Consider the following 14,982-nt stretch of genomic DNA (forward strand, 5'->3'; position numbering starts at 1 on the left):
CGCGTGCCCGCACTGCCGACCCGACACCGTGCTCGTCCCCAAACCGCCTGGCAACCGCACAGATGGGAGACCTGCGGGCTGCTGACTCGGAAGGTGCGCGACAGCCCAGATCACAAGCCCGGCGGTCTGCTCCGATCAAGACAGGCCGCCGGGTAAGCGACACGACGCTGAGGCTCCGATGTCCGACACGCCGGGAGGCAACGGAGGGAGCAGCAGGTCACGAGGGCGGTCTCCGACACCAACCGCGAGACCCCGCACATCCTGAGAGCCTCAGTTTTCGCCGCACAATCTCAGAGCTGACTGCACATCAACAGCACTTATGCAGCGTTGCTGAGACTCGCTGTTCAGCACATTCACCCTTTCGGGTAACGGCTGCCGGGGCGCGCCCGCCCTATGTTCCGAAGGCTGGCTTCTTGCCCTTAGAGCTCGTAACACGATTTTGTTGAACGGTCCTGGTCGGGCGTGACTGTTGTGACGGTCTGATCGTCCGGGTGGGTGTGACGACTCGGCCGTGGATCGTGGACGACGACTTGTGGGCGCTGATCGAGCCGTTGCTGCCGCCTTGGCCCGAGCGGTCTCCGGGGCCGAAGCCGGTGGCGGACCGGCTGTGTCTGCAGGGCATTGTGTATGTCCTGCACCAGGACGTCGCTTGGCAGCTCCTGCCCCTGGAGCTGGGGTTCGGCTCGGGGCAGACCTGCTGGCGGCGCCTGGACCGCTGACAGCAGGCAGGCGTCTTCGGCAGGTTGCACCGCATCCTGCTCGCGGAGCTGAACGCGGCCGGCGAACTCGACTGGACCCGCGCGTGCGTGGACGGCTCCCACGTCCGCGCCAAAAAAAGGGGAGACGCGACCGGTCCGTCGCCGGTCGACCGGCGGAAGACTGGCAGCAAGCACCATCTGATCTGCGACGGGAAGGGCACTCCGCTCCACGTCATCACGACTGCGGCGAACGTCAACGACATCACGCAGGCTCTCGCCCCCGTCGACGGAATCCCGCTGGTGGCCGGGCGTCCGGGCCGTCCCCGCCGACGCCCCGCGTCCGTCCTGGGCAACAAGGCGTACGACTCCGTTCAAACGCCTCGCCATCCGATGGGAACGACGCCTCGAACTCCACGACGCCTTCGCCTCCCTGGCATGCAGCCTCATCTGCTGGCGACGCCTCAAGAAGGCCAACCCATGACCCTGTTACGAGCTTCAAGTGCCCGAAGACCGAGGCGGCTCAGGTCAGCTTCTCCCCCGGTGGGGCGTTCTCGTCGACAGGGTCGGCTCAGCCCCTATGAGGGCTGGGCCGAGTCGCTTCCTGCCGAGCCGCCGGCTGCCCCAAGGTCTCTGCAGATCCATTGGCGACGGAGTCGTTCCCGCCTATCGCAGCCCCGACGGTTCGGCCGGTCGATCCGGCGGAGCCTTGGCATTCTTGGCGGCGGCTGCCGCGACGGTTGCCAGGTCTTCGCCCGAGAAACCGGCGCGGCTCAGCACCGCCAGAGATTTGTTCGTCGCCAGCGTGCACAACGCCAGCTCTGCCGCCTCCTGATCATCGGCCCCCGCCGCCAGCAACGCCTGCTCCAGCATCGCCCGCAAACCGTCGATCATGGCGCGGACCATCGCCCGGCCCTCCGCGTCGAGGGCCGGGAACTGCGTTGCCGACACCGTGAGCAGACAACCGTCCGGGACCGTCGGATCGGCGATGCGGTTCAGGGCAACCTGCAGGTAGGCGGCCACAACGGCGCTCGGGCTCGGGTGGGGGCCGGACAGTGCCTGCTCGTACAGCGGGTGGTAGGTCTGCGCGTACCGTTGGAGGCTTTTCCGGAAGAGGGCGCTCTTGTCGCCGAAGGTGCCGTAGAGCGAGCTCCGGCCCAGGCCCGTGCCCTCGGTCAGGCGGTCGATCGAGGCCTCCGAATAGCCCCAGCGCCAGAAGACGTGCATCGCGCGTCGTAGCGCCTCGTCCACGTCGAATTGCTTGCGGCCTGCCATGGTTCGTCAGCCTACACATCTTGCACCGATCGTTTCAAGATGCGTAGGGTCGTCGGCATGACAAGTTGCACTGATCGTTCCATGATGAGTACGGCCGACGGCACGACAAGCTTGAGTTCGCTGCGGCTGCCCGACGGGTTCACCGACGCCTTCACCAGTCGGCTCGTCGAGGTGAACGGGCTGCGGCTGCACGCGGTCACCGGTGGGGACGGCCCGGCGCTGCTGCTGATCGGCGGGTGGCCCCAGACCTGGTACGCCTGGCGGGAGGTGATGCCCGCGCTCGCCCGCCGGCACACCGTCGTCGCCGTCGACTCGCGCGGGGCCGGGCTCTCCGACAAGCCCGACGACGGATACGACGCCGGCACGCTGGCCGCCGATCTGGTCGCGTTGATGGCCGCGCTCGGGCACGACCGGTTCGACGTGGTCGGCCACGACATCGGTACGTGGACCGGATACGCCCTTGCCGCCGATGACCCCGAGCGGGTGGGCCGGCTCGCCATCCTCGAAGCAGTGATCCCCGGTCTCACGCCGTCCCCGCCGTTCTTCGGCCCGGCCGCGGTCAACCTGAAGCTCTGGCAGTTCGGCTTCAACCGGCTCACCGACCTCAACGAGGAACTGGTCCGGGGACGGGAGCGGCTCTTCTTCGGCTACCAGTTCGCCACCAAGGCCGCCACGCGGACCGCGATCCCCGCGTACGCCGTCGACGTCTACGTCGACGCGATCACCGCGGATCCTCGCGCGCTGCGGGCGAGCTTCGCGTACTACCGGGCGCTGGACGAGACGATCGCGCAGAACGAGCAGCGCAGCAAGACCCGGCTGACGCTGCCGGTGCTCGCCCTCGGCGGCGCGCTGTGGAGCGGCGCGAGTGCCGCCCAGACGATGCGGCTGGCGGCCGACGACGTCACGGGGGTCGTCCTCGACGACTGCGGCCACTACCCGGCCGAGGAGCAGCCGGCGCGGTTTGTCGAGATCCTGGAGGACTTCCTCGCGGCCAACCGGTAGCAGGCACGCCACACAGCTGAACTTCGCGAACGACAGGCGGAGCTTCACAAACTCCGCTGCGTCGTCGAACAGGCCTCCGCCCTCCTCCACCAGTTCAAACACCTCGCCATCCGATGGGAACGACGCCTCGAACTCCACGACGCCTTCGTCTCCCTGGCATGCAGCCTCATCTGCCGGCGACGCCTCAAGAAGGCCAACCCATGTCCCTGTTACGAGCTCTTAGAGGTTCGTTGGAGGGGAGCCGGAGCCGGGTCTCTGCCGGCTGGGAACATGGCATGCCGACCCGGCCGGGGCCGGGAGCTACCCGGCGGTGGCCGGGGCCGCTTCGGGCATGAGATGCGTGGCGAACCAGCGGGTGCCGGCCTCCATCGACTCCTCGAATCCCCTGCCGGGCATGTAGAGACTGTGGTGTTCCGCGTCGATGACGGTGAGCTGCTTGGGCCCGTTCACCAGGTCGTAGAACTCCTGCACCAGCTCGGCCGGGATCAGGCTGTCGCGGGAACCGGTGATCATCAGTAGTGGGGTCGTGCCGATCCGCCCGGCGTAGGGACGCACGTCGAACTCGACCGCGTGCTCCAGCGAGCGGGTCGTGAACGAGTTCATCCAAGCCTTCGGCAGCCCGGCCGGTCCGCTGATCATGTAGTCGTAGCCTTCCTGGGTGTCGACGAGCGCGAACCCGCCTTCCGTCGCATCGGGGTGGCGCACGACGGGAGACAGCGACGGCCTTCCTCCTCCGAGCAGGTTCCGGCGCTCGACGTTGAACACCTCCCGGAAGGCGGCCAGGCCCTCCGAACCCAGGATGTGACGGGCGATCTCGGACCCCGCGATCCAGGGAGCCTGCGAGACGACAGCTCTGACGCGGGTGTCGATGCCGGCGACGGCCAGCACGTGGCCACCGCTGAAACTCGTCCCCCACAGCGCCACGCGGTCGGCATCGAAGGCGCTGCAGGACTGCGCGAACGTGATGGCCATCTGCATGTCCCGGCACTGGGTGACCGGGTCGAACTCCTGGCGCGGCTGACCGTCGCTGGGCCCGAAGCCGCGGTGGTCGTACAGGATCACCCCGAAACCGTGGTCGGCCAGCCACTGGGCCGCCGGGGCCAGGCGATCGGCGGAGTCGGCCATCCCGTGGGTCATGATCACCACGGGCACCGGGCCGCTCGTCCGGTCAGGTACGTAGGCGGTGCCTCGCAGCGTGAGGGCACCCTCGTACGAAGGAAACTCGATCTCTGTGTTCATGGCTTCTCTCCTGATTGATCAGGGGGTGAGAGGGCGGGCGACGGGCGACCTCACTGAGCGCCGGCGCGGGCCAGGGCCCAGTCGTTGTAGTCCTTCTCGGAGGTCTCGCGCCGCATCCGGGCGGAGGTCTCGACGTCCTCGCCGACCAGGTACCGAAGCTGCGTGCTGTCGTCGCCGGCCGCAGTGACGACGACTTCGGCCACCGTCTGGGCGGTCGCGAGCCGGTAGGGCCACTCCTGCTCGAACGCGCCCATCACCTGCTGTACGAGCGTTTCGTAGCCGGCGGCGACGGGGACGGCCTGAGAACTCTCGGCGGTGTGGGCCAGAAAGTTGGTTCCCCGCACCATCCCGGGCTCGACGAGCTTGACCGAGACCCCGCGCGCGGCTGCCTCGTACCGCAGGGATTCAGTGAAGCCTTCGACGGCGAACTTGGTGGCGCTGTAAATCGACAGCAGCGGCTCAGGGACGATCGCGGCCCCGGAACTGATCGCGATCAGGCACCCGCTGCCCTGGGCCGCGAGGATCGGCAGGGCGGCCTGCGTCACCTGCATCATCCCGAAGACGTTGGTCTCGAACAGCGCCCGGACGGTGGCCATCGGGGTGGACTCGAAGACGGAGAACAGCCCGGCGCCGGCGTTGTTGACGACGCAGTCGAGCCGGCCGAAGCGGGACAGGGCATCCCGGAGGGCGGCCTGGATCGAATCGGGGTCGGTGATGTCCAGCGCGCAGGTCAGCAGGCGCTCGGTGTCCGGGCCGAGGGGGCCCTCCGACGCCGGGCGGCGGGCCGTCGTGACGACGTTCCACCCCCGGTCCAGGAAGAGCGCGGCCGTGGCCTTGCCGAACCCCGACGAGCTGCCGGTGATCAGGACGGTCTTGCGGGTCTGTGTGCTCATGCATTGAGTCTCGACGCCACCCGCCCGGACTGTCTATCATCAATACTCCTACATTAGTTAGCGAGCGTCCGAATGACCGATCCCGTGGCCGATATGATCGGCCTGCTGCACCCGCGCGTCGTCCTCTGGAAACAGATCGAGGGCTCCGGGCGGTGGGCGCTGCGATTCGAGGCCAACCCCGACGTCAACTTCGGTGTGGTCACCACCGGCCACTGCTGGCTGCAGTGCGAGGGAGGCCCGGTCGGGCTCGCGAAGGGAGACTTCCTGCTGCTGTCGGGCCCGCCTGCCTTCACCTTCAGCAGTGACATCGGCGAGGACACCGGCCGGGACGTCGTCGACGGGGACCGGACACTGGCAGGCACCCAGGACAACCACCTGAGACTGGGCAGCGAAGGAGGGCCGGCAGTGCAGTTGCTCGCCGGGCACTTCGCGATCGAACCGGAAAACGCCGATCTCCTGCTGGACCTGCTGCCGACCGTGGTCCACCTGCGGGCGGCCACCGACGGCGCCGGACGGATCGCGAGCCTGCTCGAACTGATCGGCGACGAGGCCGGCGCCGACCGGCCCGGTGCGTCACTGGTACTGACCCGGCTCGTCGAAGTGATGCTGGTGGAGGCGCTGCGCAACGCCCCGGCGACGCCGGCGCAACCCCCGGCCGGCCTTCTGACAGGCCTGGGCGACCCCCCGGTAGCGGCTGCCCTGCACGCGATCCACGCGAACGCCGCCCAGCCCTGGACAGTGGCGACCCTGGCGGCCGAGGCACGGATCTCACGATCGGTCCTGGCCGAGCGGTTCGCCCGGCGCGTGGGCCTGACACCGATCGAGTACCTGCTGTCCTGGCGGATGGCCATGGCCAAACACGCTCTGCGACAAGGGGATCAGCCGATCGCCGAGATCGCCCGGATGGTTGGCTACGGCTCGACCAGTGCCTTCAGCACCGCGTTTTCCCGCGTTACCGGATCGGCTCCCGGCCGGTACGCCCGCCAGGGCTCGCCCCACGTGACCTCTGACCGGTAGTCGACGTAGGCGACTTCGTCCGGAACCTCACGGGCATTGCGCCTGAAGACATCGGCGAGCGTTGTGTCCGTCCAGTAGCCGGTGGCGGTGTATCTCTCGATCAACTCTTGTGTGAGGAGCGTGTCGTCCTGAGTGATGGCCATGAGGATCCCCTCGGTGAATGCTTGTGCGTCATCGGCTCGATCGAGCCCCTGAGGACACTTCGAGCACGTGGGTCTGCAACTCGGCGTGGGGCCTCGCTCACCTGAGGCCCCACGACGGGATCAGACGGTGAGGACGACCTTGCCCTGGAGGTGACCGCCGTCGAGCAGCCGGTGCGCGTCGGCGACGCGCTCGAACGGGAACGTCTCCTGCACGTGGACCCGGAGCCTGCCCTGTTCGACGAGTTCGACAAGACCCCGCAGGCCGACCGGATCGGGGTCGACCCCGATGCCACTGAAGCGCATGCCGACCGCCTCGTACCTGGCGACGAGCTCCGAATCCCCCTCGGCGACCGCCGTCACCAAGTGACCGCCCGGGCGGAGCACTTGCAGCGACCGCTCGACGGTGTCGCCACCGATCGTGTCGAGCACGACATCGATGTCGCGGACCGCCTCGGTGAAGTCGACCGCCGTGTAGTCGATCACCTCGTCGGCGCCGAACCCCTCGACGAACTTCCGCTTGCTCCCGCTTGCGGTCGCGATCACGTACGCGCCGAGCGCTTTCGCGATCTGGACCGCGACATGGCCGACCCCGCCGCCACCGCCGTGGACCAGGACGCGGTCGCCTTCGCGCACACCGGCAAGGTCGACGAGGCCCTGCCACGCCGTCAGCCCGACGACCGGCAGCGCCGCCGCCTCGACGTGCGAGAGCGACGCCGGCTTGCGTACCAGGTGCAACGCCGGCGCCGACACGACCTCGGCGTACGCGTTCGCCGCCCGCGGGAACAGCGGCATCCCGAACACCTCGTCGCCGGGCCTGAACCGATAGGTCAGCGACCCCTCCTCGACCACGCCGCTGATGTCCCAGCCGAGGACGAACGGCGGCCGGCCGAGCAGCGGGGGGAACTCGCCGGAGCGCAGGAGTGCCTCTATCGGGTTCAGCCCGATCGCCTTGACACGGACGAGGACCTCGGTCGGGAGGGGCTGGGGCTCGGGCTCGTCCACGATGGTGAGCACCTCGGGACCGCCGAGCGACTGCTGGGTGACAACTCGCATGACTCTCCTGTGCTTTGGAGCTTTGGAAGGGGGAGAGATCCCAGGCTATGTTTCCGACAGGAACCGGCAGGTACCTTAGGCGCCATGAGCGGTTACGGTCCCGGTGCTCCTTTTCTCGCCGACTGTCCGGGGCGTCTGACGGTCGAGCTCATCGCCGACAAGTGGACGGCGGTCGTGCTCTACGGCCTCAGCGAGGGACCGGTGCGCCATGGCGAGCTGATCGAGCTGATCGGCGGCATCTCCCGCAAGGTGCTCACCCAGACGCTCCGCCGGCTTGAGGCGCACGGACTCGTCCACCGTCACGCCTACGCCGAGGTGCCGCCCCGCGTCGAGTACGAGCTCACCCCGCTCGGGGCGACTCTGATCGATCCGATCCACATGCTGACCGAGTGGGCGAGGGAGAACGGCGACGCGGTGCTCGATGCGCTGGACGCCGATCCCGAGCCGATCGCCCATAGCGACTGAGGCCCCCGCCAGGGCAGCGACCTGCTGACGGATCCTAGGCGGGGGCCGGTCATGGGCTGGCCACTCTCGCCCAGCTCGTGGAGTACGCCGAACTCCACGGCATCCTCACCGCGCCGTACGTCGGCTCCGGAAGCTACCGCCGGCCCTGGGACACACTTACGCCCCAACCCGACGCCCCGGACACACCCGTACACCTGGCCCGGCCCGCCGCCCTGCCCACCCCAGAGAGTCTCCACCGGGTCGTCGTCACCGGCTCGGCCGGCTTCATCAGTACGCACCGGCGCCGGGCACTCCTGGAGACCGGGGCCACGGTGATCGACGTCGACACCGTCTTCCACCTCGCCCCACTGCCAGGAGAACACCCTTCCTGGGGAGCCGAGTTCGACGCCTTCATCGCCGCGAACATCCAGACGGTGCAGCGGATCATGGCTGCGGCGACGCGCCTCCGCGTCCGGCGCGTGGTCCTGGCGTCCTCGTCCAGCGTGTACGGCGCGACCGACGGATCCCCGAGCAAGGAAACGGACCGCACAGGGCCGCACGGGTATTGACGCCACCCCATCATCTTCTTAGATTGACAGCCATTGATGGACTCCAGTCCAAATATGCACCCAGGTCTCGCTATCTGTGCGGGACGAGACAGGAGGCAACGTGGCTTCCGTGGCATCCCGGACAGGCTGTGTCGAACTCGGACACGGCTGTCACGCCTGGATCGCGGGCGATGTCGGATGGGGCATGAGCAACGCCGGGCTGATCACCGGCCGGGGCGAGTCACTGCTCGTCGACACCCTCTACGACCTGCGGCTGACCCAGACCATGCTCGACGCGCTGACGCCGCTAACCGCCGTCGCACCGATCTCCACCGTGGTCAACACCCACGGCAACGGTGACCACTGGTTCGGCAACCAGCTCGTGGCCCACGCCGAGATCATCGCGGCCCGCGGGTCCGTGGCGGACATGCGTCAGGTGGGTCCGGCCGAGATGTTGGCGCTGACCGGCATGGACAGCCCCGCCGGACACTTCGCGCGACGGATCTTCGGCCGCTTCGACTACAGCGGCATCGAACCCGCCCTCCCGAACCGGACCTTCGACGGCGAGACCGTTCTGGACATCGGCGGCACCGAGGTCCGCCTCATCGACGTGGGTCCCGCGCACAGCGCCGGGGACACGATCGTGTACGTGCCGCGGGCCCGGACCGTCTACACCGGCGACATCGTCTTCGCCGGGGCGGCGCCGGTCGTCTGGCACGGCCCCTTCGCCCGCTGGCTCGCCGCCTGCGATCTGCTGCTGGGCCTCGACGCGGACATCGTCGTACCCGGCCACGGCCCCGTCACCACCAATCAGACCGTCCGCGAGATCCGCGACTACCTCGTATACGTCCATGAGCAGGCCACCGCCCGCTTCACCGCCGGAATGCCGGCCATGGACGCGGCCCGCGACATCTGCCTCGGCCGCTTCGCCGACCTGGACGAGAGCGAACGCCTCGCCGTCAACGTCCACACCGTCTACCGGGAACTCGACCCCGCACTGCCCCCGCTCGACGGCCCCGGTCTGTTCGGCCGCATGGCCGAACTCTGCCCCCGCGTCTGACGACGCCCCACCTGGTCTGCCCTGACCCCGCAAGGAGGAGACATGGTCTCCACTCCCGCCTACGACCCACCCGCCGCCCCGCCATCCGATGCCGCACCGGCCGCCACTGCGCGCCACACCGGCACGATCGTCGCCGGCTGTCTGGCCGTCTGCCTGGCCCAGATCGGACTGGTCCTGCCCGCCGCGATCAACGGCGTCATGCAGCGCACCCTCCAGACGTCCGGCGGCGAACTGACCTGGATCAGCGACGCCTTCCTGGTGCCCGCCGCCGTCCTCGCGCTCACCTTCGGCGTCGTGGGCGACCTGTACGGCCGTAAGAAACTGGTGGTCGGCGCGGCGCTGCTGTCCGCCGTCGGCTATCTGGTGTCGGCCACCTCCGACTCGGCGGCCCAGCTGATCACCGGCCAGGCGATCTCCGGCATCGGAGCCGCCGCGCTCTTCCCCGCCTCCCTGGCGATGGTCATCGCCGGCACGCCGACACCGGCCGCGCGCGCCAAGGGCCTGGCCTCCTGGACCACGGCCCTGTCCCTGGGTGCCCTGATCGCCCCGCTGATGTCCGGCGGAATCGTCGAACACGCCTCCTTCCAGTGGGCATTCGGCGTGACCGGAGTGCTCGCCGTGATCACCGCGGTGGGTGCCTGGCTGCTGGCCGCCGAGTCCAGCGCCCCCGAGGGCCGCTCGCTCGACTGGCCGGGACAGATCGCCATCGCCGTGGCCATGCTCACTCTCCTGTACGGCATCATCCAGGGCCCCTCCGACGGCTGGGGCTCGGCACCCGTCGTCGCGTGCTTCGTCGCCTTCGCCGTGTTCCTCGCCGTGTTCGTGCTGGTGGAGAACCGCAGCGCGGCCCCGATGCTACGCCTGGAGCTGTTCCGCATCCCGGCCTTCGCCGCGTCGGCCGCGATGGCGGTGATCGGCATGTTCGGCTTCCTCGGCGGCGCGTACGACCTGAGCATCCGCCTCGGCGTCATCCAGCACCAGAGCCCCTTCCAGGCCGCGGTGCCCTTCGTGGTCGTCCAGGGCATCACCCCGTTCATCTGGCCGCTGCTGGTCCGTCTGCTGCACCGCGTCGGCCCCGGCCCCATGCTGGTCACCGGGTTCGTCTCGCTGGCCGTCGCCCAACTGTGGCTGCGGGCGGTGCCGATCGACGAGACCGGACTGGTGCCCCTGCTCGGGCCGCTGGTGCTCAACGGTGTCGGCTTCGGTCTGGTCGTCGCGGCCCTCACCGCCGCCGCCGTCAACGTCGTACCGCCCACCCTGACCGGCATGGCCAGCGCCACCACCAGCCTGGTCCGCGACCTCGGCCAGACCCTCGGCCCGGCGGTCGTCGGCGCCGTCGCCCTCGGCCTGGCCACGAGTCAACTCACCGGCAGCCTCGCCGACTTGGGCCTCACCCCCAAGGAGCACGGCATCGCCTCCGCCGTCCTGCACGAGGGCGGCCCGCTCGCCCTGCACACCGCCGACCTCGGCCCGCTCAGCACCAAGCTCGCCCCGTACACCACCGACGCCCTGGCCCACGGCTACAACAACGGACTGATCCTCACCGCCGTCGCCTGTCTGGCAGCCGCCGCGATCGCCGCCGTATTCGTCGGCATCCGGCCCGGCGGCACACGGCCGGCCGAGGCGGAGGGGAGCACGGCATGAGGTTCGCGACCTTCGTCCACGACGGGAAACGGCGGTCGGGAGCCGTCGCCGACGACCAGGTCCACCCGTTCGAGCACCCCGTCGACCTACTGGACCTGATCGTGGAGGGCGAGCAGTCCCTACGCGGGGCGGGCGAACACGCCCTGACCGGCAGCCTGCCGCTGCCCCTGGCCGACGTACGCCTGCTGCCACCGTTCCAACCGCCCACCGTGCGCGACTACATGACCTTCGAGAGCCATGTCGAAGGCATCGCCCAGGGATACGGCGACACCGTCCCCGAGGAGTGGTACGCCGCGCCCGCGTTCTACTTCACCAACCCGTACGCGATGATCGGCGCCCACGACGACGTGCCCCTGCCGCCGGGCTGTCTCCGCTTCGACTACGAACTCGAAGTGGCCGCCGTCATCGGCAGGGCCGGCCGGGATCTGACCCCCGAGCAGGCACGCGACCACATCCTCGGCTACACGATTCTCAACGACTGGTCCGCCCGCGACCTTCAGGGCCGCGAGATGAAGGTGAAACTCGGCCCGGCCAAGGCCAAGGACACCGCCACCACCCTCGGCCCCTGGCTCGTCACCGCCGACGAACTGGAACCCCACCGCAACCCGGAAGGCTTCCTCGACCTCGCCCTGACCGTCCAGGTCAACGGCGAGAACGTCGGTCAGGATCAACTGGCCAACATGGCCTGGACGTTCGAGGAGATGACGGCGTACGCCTCCCGTGGCACCTGGATCCGGCCCGGTGACGTCCTGGGCTCCGGCACCTGCGGCAACGGCGGCTGCCTGGCCGAACTCTGGGGCCGCGCCGGCACCTTCGAACCCCCACCACTGGCCCCCGGCGACACCGTCACCATGACCGTCGAGGGCATCGGCACCATCAGCAACACCGTCGTCGAAGGCGTCGCTCCGGTGCCCCTGCCACCCGCCCGGCGCAGGTGATGACCCGACCCGATACAGCGTCCGGCACCGGGAGAAGGCATGAACAACGTGGACAAGGGCATGGCCTCGGCCGCCGATGCGGTCTCCGACTTACCGGGAGGGGGCCCCGCCAGCGGTAGGCGGCTTCGGGCTGTGCGGCATACCTGCCGTGCTCATCGGCACCCTGCCTGCGCAGGGCGCCGGCGGTCTGCGCATGCTCTCCAAGCGAAAGCGATCAATCCACCAGGCCAGTCTCGAACCGACCGCGAATCGCCCGCAGTTGACGTCCGTGTCGGAGGTGTGCGCTTCACCGTTCGACGAGTGCACCCCTGGGCGCTCGCCATCCCCCACGACGGAGTTACGCGGACACCGCGACCACGTGCTTGCCCACGACGCCGCCACGCTCGAACGCCTCGTGCGCCGCGGCGATGTCCGCGAGCGGGTAGACGCTGTCGACCACCGGGCGCAGCGCCCCTGACGTGACACGGTCGGCCAGGTCGCGCAGCACGGTGGTGCCGGGGTTGGCGCTGAAGGTGCGGATGCGGCGGGAGCCGTACACGCTCGACGCGGCGATCGCGGCCAGGGCGGACGCGGAGAGTCCGACGGTGACCATCCGGCCGCCCGCCGCCAACCGGCTCCGGTAGCAGTTCAGTTCCGTACCGACGGTGTCGACGATGACGTCGAAGGGGCCGATCGCGTCCGAGGTCGTCGAGCCGTAGTCGAGGACCTCGTCGGCGCCGAGGCTGGTGAGGACCGGTGCGTGGCGGTCGCGGGCAAGGGCCGTCACATGGCAGCCCAGCGTGTGGGCCAGTTGGACGACGGCCGTGCCGACCCCGCCCGCCGCGCCCCGGACGAGGACCCGCTCCCCCTTCGCCGCGTGCACGGAGTCCCGCAGCGCGAGAAGCGCCGTCGCACCCGTGACGACCAGGGAGGCCGCGTCGACCGACGAGACCCCGGCGGGAGCGAGCGAGATGCGGTCCGCGGAGACCACGACGTACTCGGCCGCTCCGGCGGTCACGTGCCGCTTGCGGGGATGCACCATGCCCCACACGCGGTCCCCGGCCCGGTAACCCTCGACATCCGCGCCTGTCTCGACGACGACGCCCGCGAAGTCCAGCCCCGCGCCGAGCGGGAAGCGGCGCCCGGAGACCATCTTCAACTCCCCCGCGCGGCCGAGTACGTCGTGCCCGTTCACGCTGGACGCCTCGACCGACACCAGGACCTCGCCCGCACCGGGAACAGGGTGGGCGACCTCGTTGACCCGCAGGACATCCGCTGCACCGTAACTCGTGATCTGGGCGGCCTTCATGGCGGTGTTCCTTCCGTGGTGGCTGGTGTGCATCCGATCCTGCCTCCGGCCGCCCGCATCACGGTCGTTCGCCTTTTCCTGGGACTGGCAGACCCACCCTCCCCGGCCGGACCCGCGCCATACTGACCCCGTGACCGACGACTCCCCCGACGCCCTCGCCGTGACCGGCGATCCCCGACGCGAACTCGCCGAGTTCCTGCGGACCCGCCGAACTCGCGTACGTCCACAGGACGTCGGCCTGGAACCGGGCCCGAGGCGGCGCGTCGCCGGGCTGCGGCGCGAGGAGTTGGCCCTGCTGGCCGGGGTCAGCTCGGACTACTACCAGCGCATGGAGCAGGGACGCGACGTACGCCCCTCCGAGCAGGTCCTGGACGCCCTGGCGCGCGCCCTGAACTTCACCGCCGAGGAGTCCCGGCACCTGCACGGCCTCGCCTCCGCCGCGCGCACGCCCGCCCGCCGCCCGCGCGAACACGCGCCGGAGGAAGTGCCGCCCACCACGCTGCGGCTGCTGCACACCATGCCCGCGCCCGCGTTGGTCGTCGGCCGCTTCCTGGACGTGCTGTCTTGGAGCCCGCTCGCCGGTGCCCTGCTGGGCGAGTTCACCCAGCAGCCCCAGGAGCAGCGCAACCTGCTGTCGCTGCTCCTGCACCCCGAGGCCGACCAGACCTGCCCGGAGCGGGCGGCCACCGTCGCCGAGCTGACCGCGATGCTCCGCGCGCAGGTCGCCGCCCATCCAGGGCACCCGCGCGCCGCGGAACTTGTCGGTGAACTCGCGGTCCACAGCGACGAGTTCGCCACTCTGTGGGCCCGCCACGACGTGGAGGAGACGACCCGCGGACAGATGCGCGTCAACCACCCACTGGTCGGAGAACTGAACCTGGACTGGGACGCCTACCCACTGCCCGGCGATCCCGGCCCGATGCTCATCGTCTACACCGCCGAGGACGGCGGGCCCGACGCCGAGCGACTCCAGCTCCTCGCCGGCCTGCTGAACGCCCGCTGATCCGAAAACCCCGGGCCCTGCGTCCGTTGACACAGCTCAGGCGGCCTGTTCCCCGGCCCCGGGCAGCGCATGCCCCGGCCTGGCCCAGCATGGCCTTCCGCTGGAGATTGCCGTGACGAGTGCAGCGGGCGGGCTGTCGGCCGGCCGACCCAGGACTTGTAGACAACTCTGTCACCGCAGGTCAGCGCCGATTATCGCGGTTGTCGCGGTGTGAAGACGCGGAATGCTTCGTCGACGAGGGGTTCGAGGTCGAGGACGCCGTCACTGTCGGTCCATCGGCTGACCGCGATATTGAGGCAGTCGAGAGCGACTGCCGCAAGGACCATGGCGCGCAGGCCGGGATCGTCGGTAGCTCCGTGACGTTCCGCGAGGGTGGCTACGAGCAGGGGTTGCCAGCCGGACTGCTTCTCCAGCCGCCGGGCGCAGAGCACGGGGGTGTCCTGGACGAGACGGGCCATCGCGAGAGAGCCGACCGGGTCCTGGCGGTCGATCGCGATGAGAGTGTCCAGAGCTCGTCGCAGGGCGGTCCAGTCGTCCTCGTCCACGGGGCGAGCACGCAGGGCGCCGGCGACCTGTCGGCCCTGGTCCGGCCGCGGCGGCGAGGTCGTTGACGGTGACCCGGTCGAAGCCTTCACGACCGAACAGGACGAGCCCGATCTGGGCGACTTCGGCCCTGATCGCGGCTCGTGCGATGTCTCTGGTGCTGGTACGCGGTGATTCGGCCACCTGGCAACCTACCC

At 69.7% G+C, this 14,982-nt stretch carries 14 protein-coding genes and 1 pseudogene; 9 read left to right on the top strand and 6 right to left on the bottom strand.

The window, feature by feature from the left end; translation table 11 throughout:
- Window positions 1–515 precede the first annotated feature (515 nt).
- Window positions 516–1,179: pseudogene (locus ACWDR4_RS05500) on the top strand (IS5 family transposase).
- Window positions 1,180–1,361: 182 nt separating this feature from the next.
- Here the strand turns inward: ACWDR4_RS05500 and ACWDR4_RS05505 are convergent.
- On the bottom strand, window positions 1,362–1,970 hold the full coding sequence (locus ACWDR4_RS05505) for a TetR/AcrR family transcriptional regulator (RefSeq protein ID WP_450404181.1): 609 nt from the start codon (window positions 1,968–1,970) through the stop codon (window positions 1,362–1,364).
- 57 nt (window positions 1,971–2,027) lie between these two features.
- Between ACWDR4_RS05505 and ACWDR4_RS05510 the strand changes: the two genes are divergently transcribed.
- Window positions 2,028–2,972, top strand: coding sequence for an alpha/beta fold hydrolase (locus tag ACWDR4_RS05510; protein WP_450404184.1), 945 nt, complete (start codon window positions 2,028–2,030; stop codon window positions 2,970–2,972).
- A 300-nt stretch (window positions 2,973–3,272) separates the two neighbouring features.
- On the opposite strand, the gene ACWDR4_RS05515 is transcribed toward ACWDR4_RS05510, so the two are convergent.
- Together ACWDR4_RS05515 and ACWDR4_RS05520 are read right to left on the bottom strand one after the other, a co-directional pair.
- A complete protein-coding gene (locus tag ACWDR4_RS05515; RefSeq protein ID WP_450404185.1) occupies window positions 3,273–4,211 on the bottom strand; it encodes an alpha/beta hydrolase in 939 nt (312 codons plus the stop codon).
- 50 nt (window positions 4,212–4,261) lie between these two features.
- Window positions 4,262–5,104, bottom strand: a complete 843-nt coding sequence (locus ACWDR4_RS05520) for an SDR family oxidoreductase (protein WP_450404188.1) — start codon at window positions 5,102–5,104, stop codon at window positions 4,262–4,264.
- Window positions 5,105–5,188: 84 nt separating this feature from the next.
- On the opposite strand from ACWDR4_RS05520, the gene ACWDR4_RS05525 reads away from it, so the two are divergent.
- On the top strand, window positions 5,189–6,121 hold the full coding sequence (locus ACWDR4_RS05525; protein WP_450404190.1) for an AraC family transcriptional regulator: 933 nt from the start codon (window positions 5,189–5,191) through the stop codon (window positions 6,119–6,121).
- Window positions 6,122–6,384: 263 nt separating this feature from the next.
- Here ACWDR4_RS05525 and ACWDR4_RS05530 read toward each other — a convergent pair whose 3' ends face one another.
- Entirely contained in the window at window positions 6,385–7,317 is a 933-nt protein-coding gene (locus tag ACWDR4_RS05530; protein ID WP_450404192.1) for an NADP-dependent oxidoreductase, read from the bottom strand.
- Between the two features lie 84 nt (window positions 7,318–7,401).
- Here ACWDR4_RS05530 and ACWDR4_RS05535 point away from each other — a divergent pair, with 84 nt between their 5' ends.
- From ACWDR4_RS05535 to ACWDR4_RS05555, 5 genes are all read left to right on the top strand, one after another.
- Window positions 7,402–7,782: a winged helix-turn-helix transcriptional regulator gene (locus ACWDR4_RS05535; RefSeq protein WP_450404195.1), complete on the top strand. Its 381-nt coding sequence runs from the start codon at window positions 7,402–7,404 to the stop codon at window positions 7,780–7,782.
- A gap of 77 nt (window positions 7,783–7,859) precedes the next feature.
- Window positions 7,860–8,330, top strand: a complete 471-nt coding sequence (locus tag ACWDR4_RS05540; RefSeq protein WP_450404197.1) for an SDR family oxidoreductase — start codon at window positions 7,860–7,862, stop codon at window positions 8,328–8,330.
- A gap of 109 nt (window positions 8,331–8,439) precedes the next feature.
- Window positions 8,440–9,369 (top strand): MBL fold metallo-hydrolase, encoded by a 930-nt coding sequence (locus ACWDR4_RS05545; RefSeq protein WP_450404199.1) that lies wholly within the window; start codon window positions 8,440–8,442, stop codon window positions 9,367–9,369.
- A 42-nt stretch (window positions 9,370–9,411) separates the two neighbouring features.
- A complete protein-coding gene (locus tag ACWDR4_RS05550; protein ID WP_450404201.1) occupies window positions 9,412–11,013 on the top strand; it encodes an MFS transporter in 1,602 nt (533 codons plus the stop codon).
- On the top strand, window positions 11,010–11,951 hold the full coding sequence (locus ACWDR4_RS05555; protein WP_450404202.1) for a fumarylacetoacetate hydrolase family protein: 942 nt from the start codon (window positions 11,010–11,012) through the stop codon (window positions 11,949–11,951). Before ACWDR4_RS05550 ends, ACWDR4_RS05555 begins: the two co-directional genes overlap by 4 nt.
- A gap of 337 nt (window positions 11,952–12,288) precedes the next feature.
- On the opposite strand, the gene ACWDR4_RS05560 is transcribed toward ACWDR4_RS05555, so the two are convergent.
- Complete coding sequence (locus tag ACWDR4_RS05560) at window positions 12,289–13,239, bottom strand: NAD(P)-dependent alcohol dehydrogenase (RefSeq protein WP_450404205.1); 951 nt, start codon at window positions 13,237–13,239, stop codon at window positions 12,289–12,291.
- Window positions 13,240–13,369: 130 nt separating this feature from the next.
- On the opposite strand from ACWDR4_RS05560, the gene ACWDR4_RS05565 reads away from it, so the two are divergent.
- Window positions 13,370–14,242, top strand: coding sequence for a helix-turn-helix transcriptional regulator (locus ACWDR4_RS05565; protein WP_450404207.1), 873 nt, complete (start codon window positions 13,370–13,372; stop codon window positions 14,240–14,242).
- Between the two features lie 191 nt (window positions 14,243–14,433).
- Here the strand turns inward: ACWDR4_RS05565 and ACWDR4_RS05570 are convergent, their stop codons facing one another.
- Complete coding sequence (locus ACWDR4_RS05570; protein ID WP_450404210.1) at window positions 14,434–14,877, bottom strand: acyl-CoA-like ligand-binding transcription factor; 444 nt, start codon at window positions 14,875–14,877, stop codon at window positions 14,434–14,436.
- Window positions 14,878–14,982 lie beyond the last annotated feature (105 nt).

The sequence above is a fragment of the Streptomyces sp. NPDC000878 genome (genome assembly GCF_053599695.1).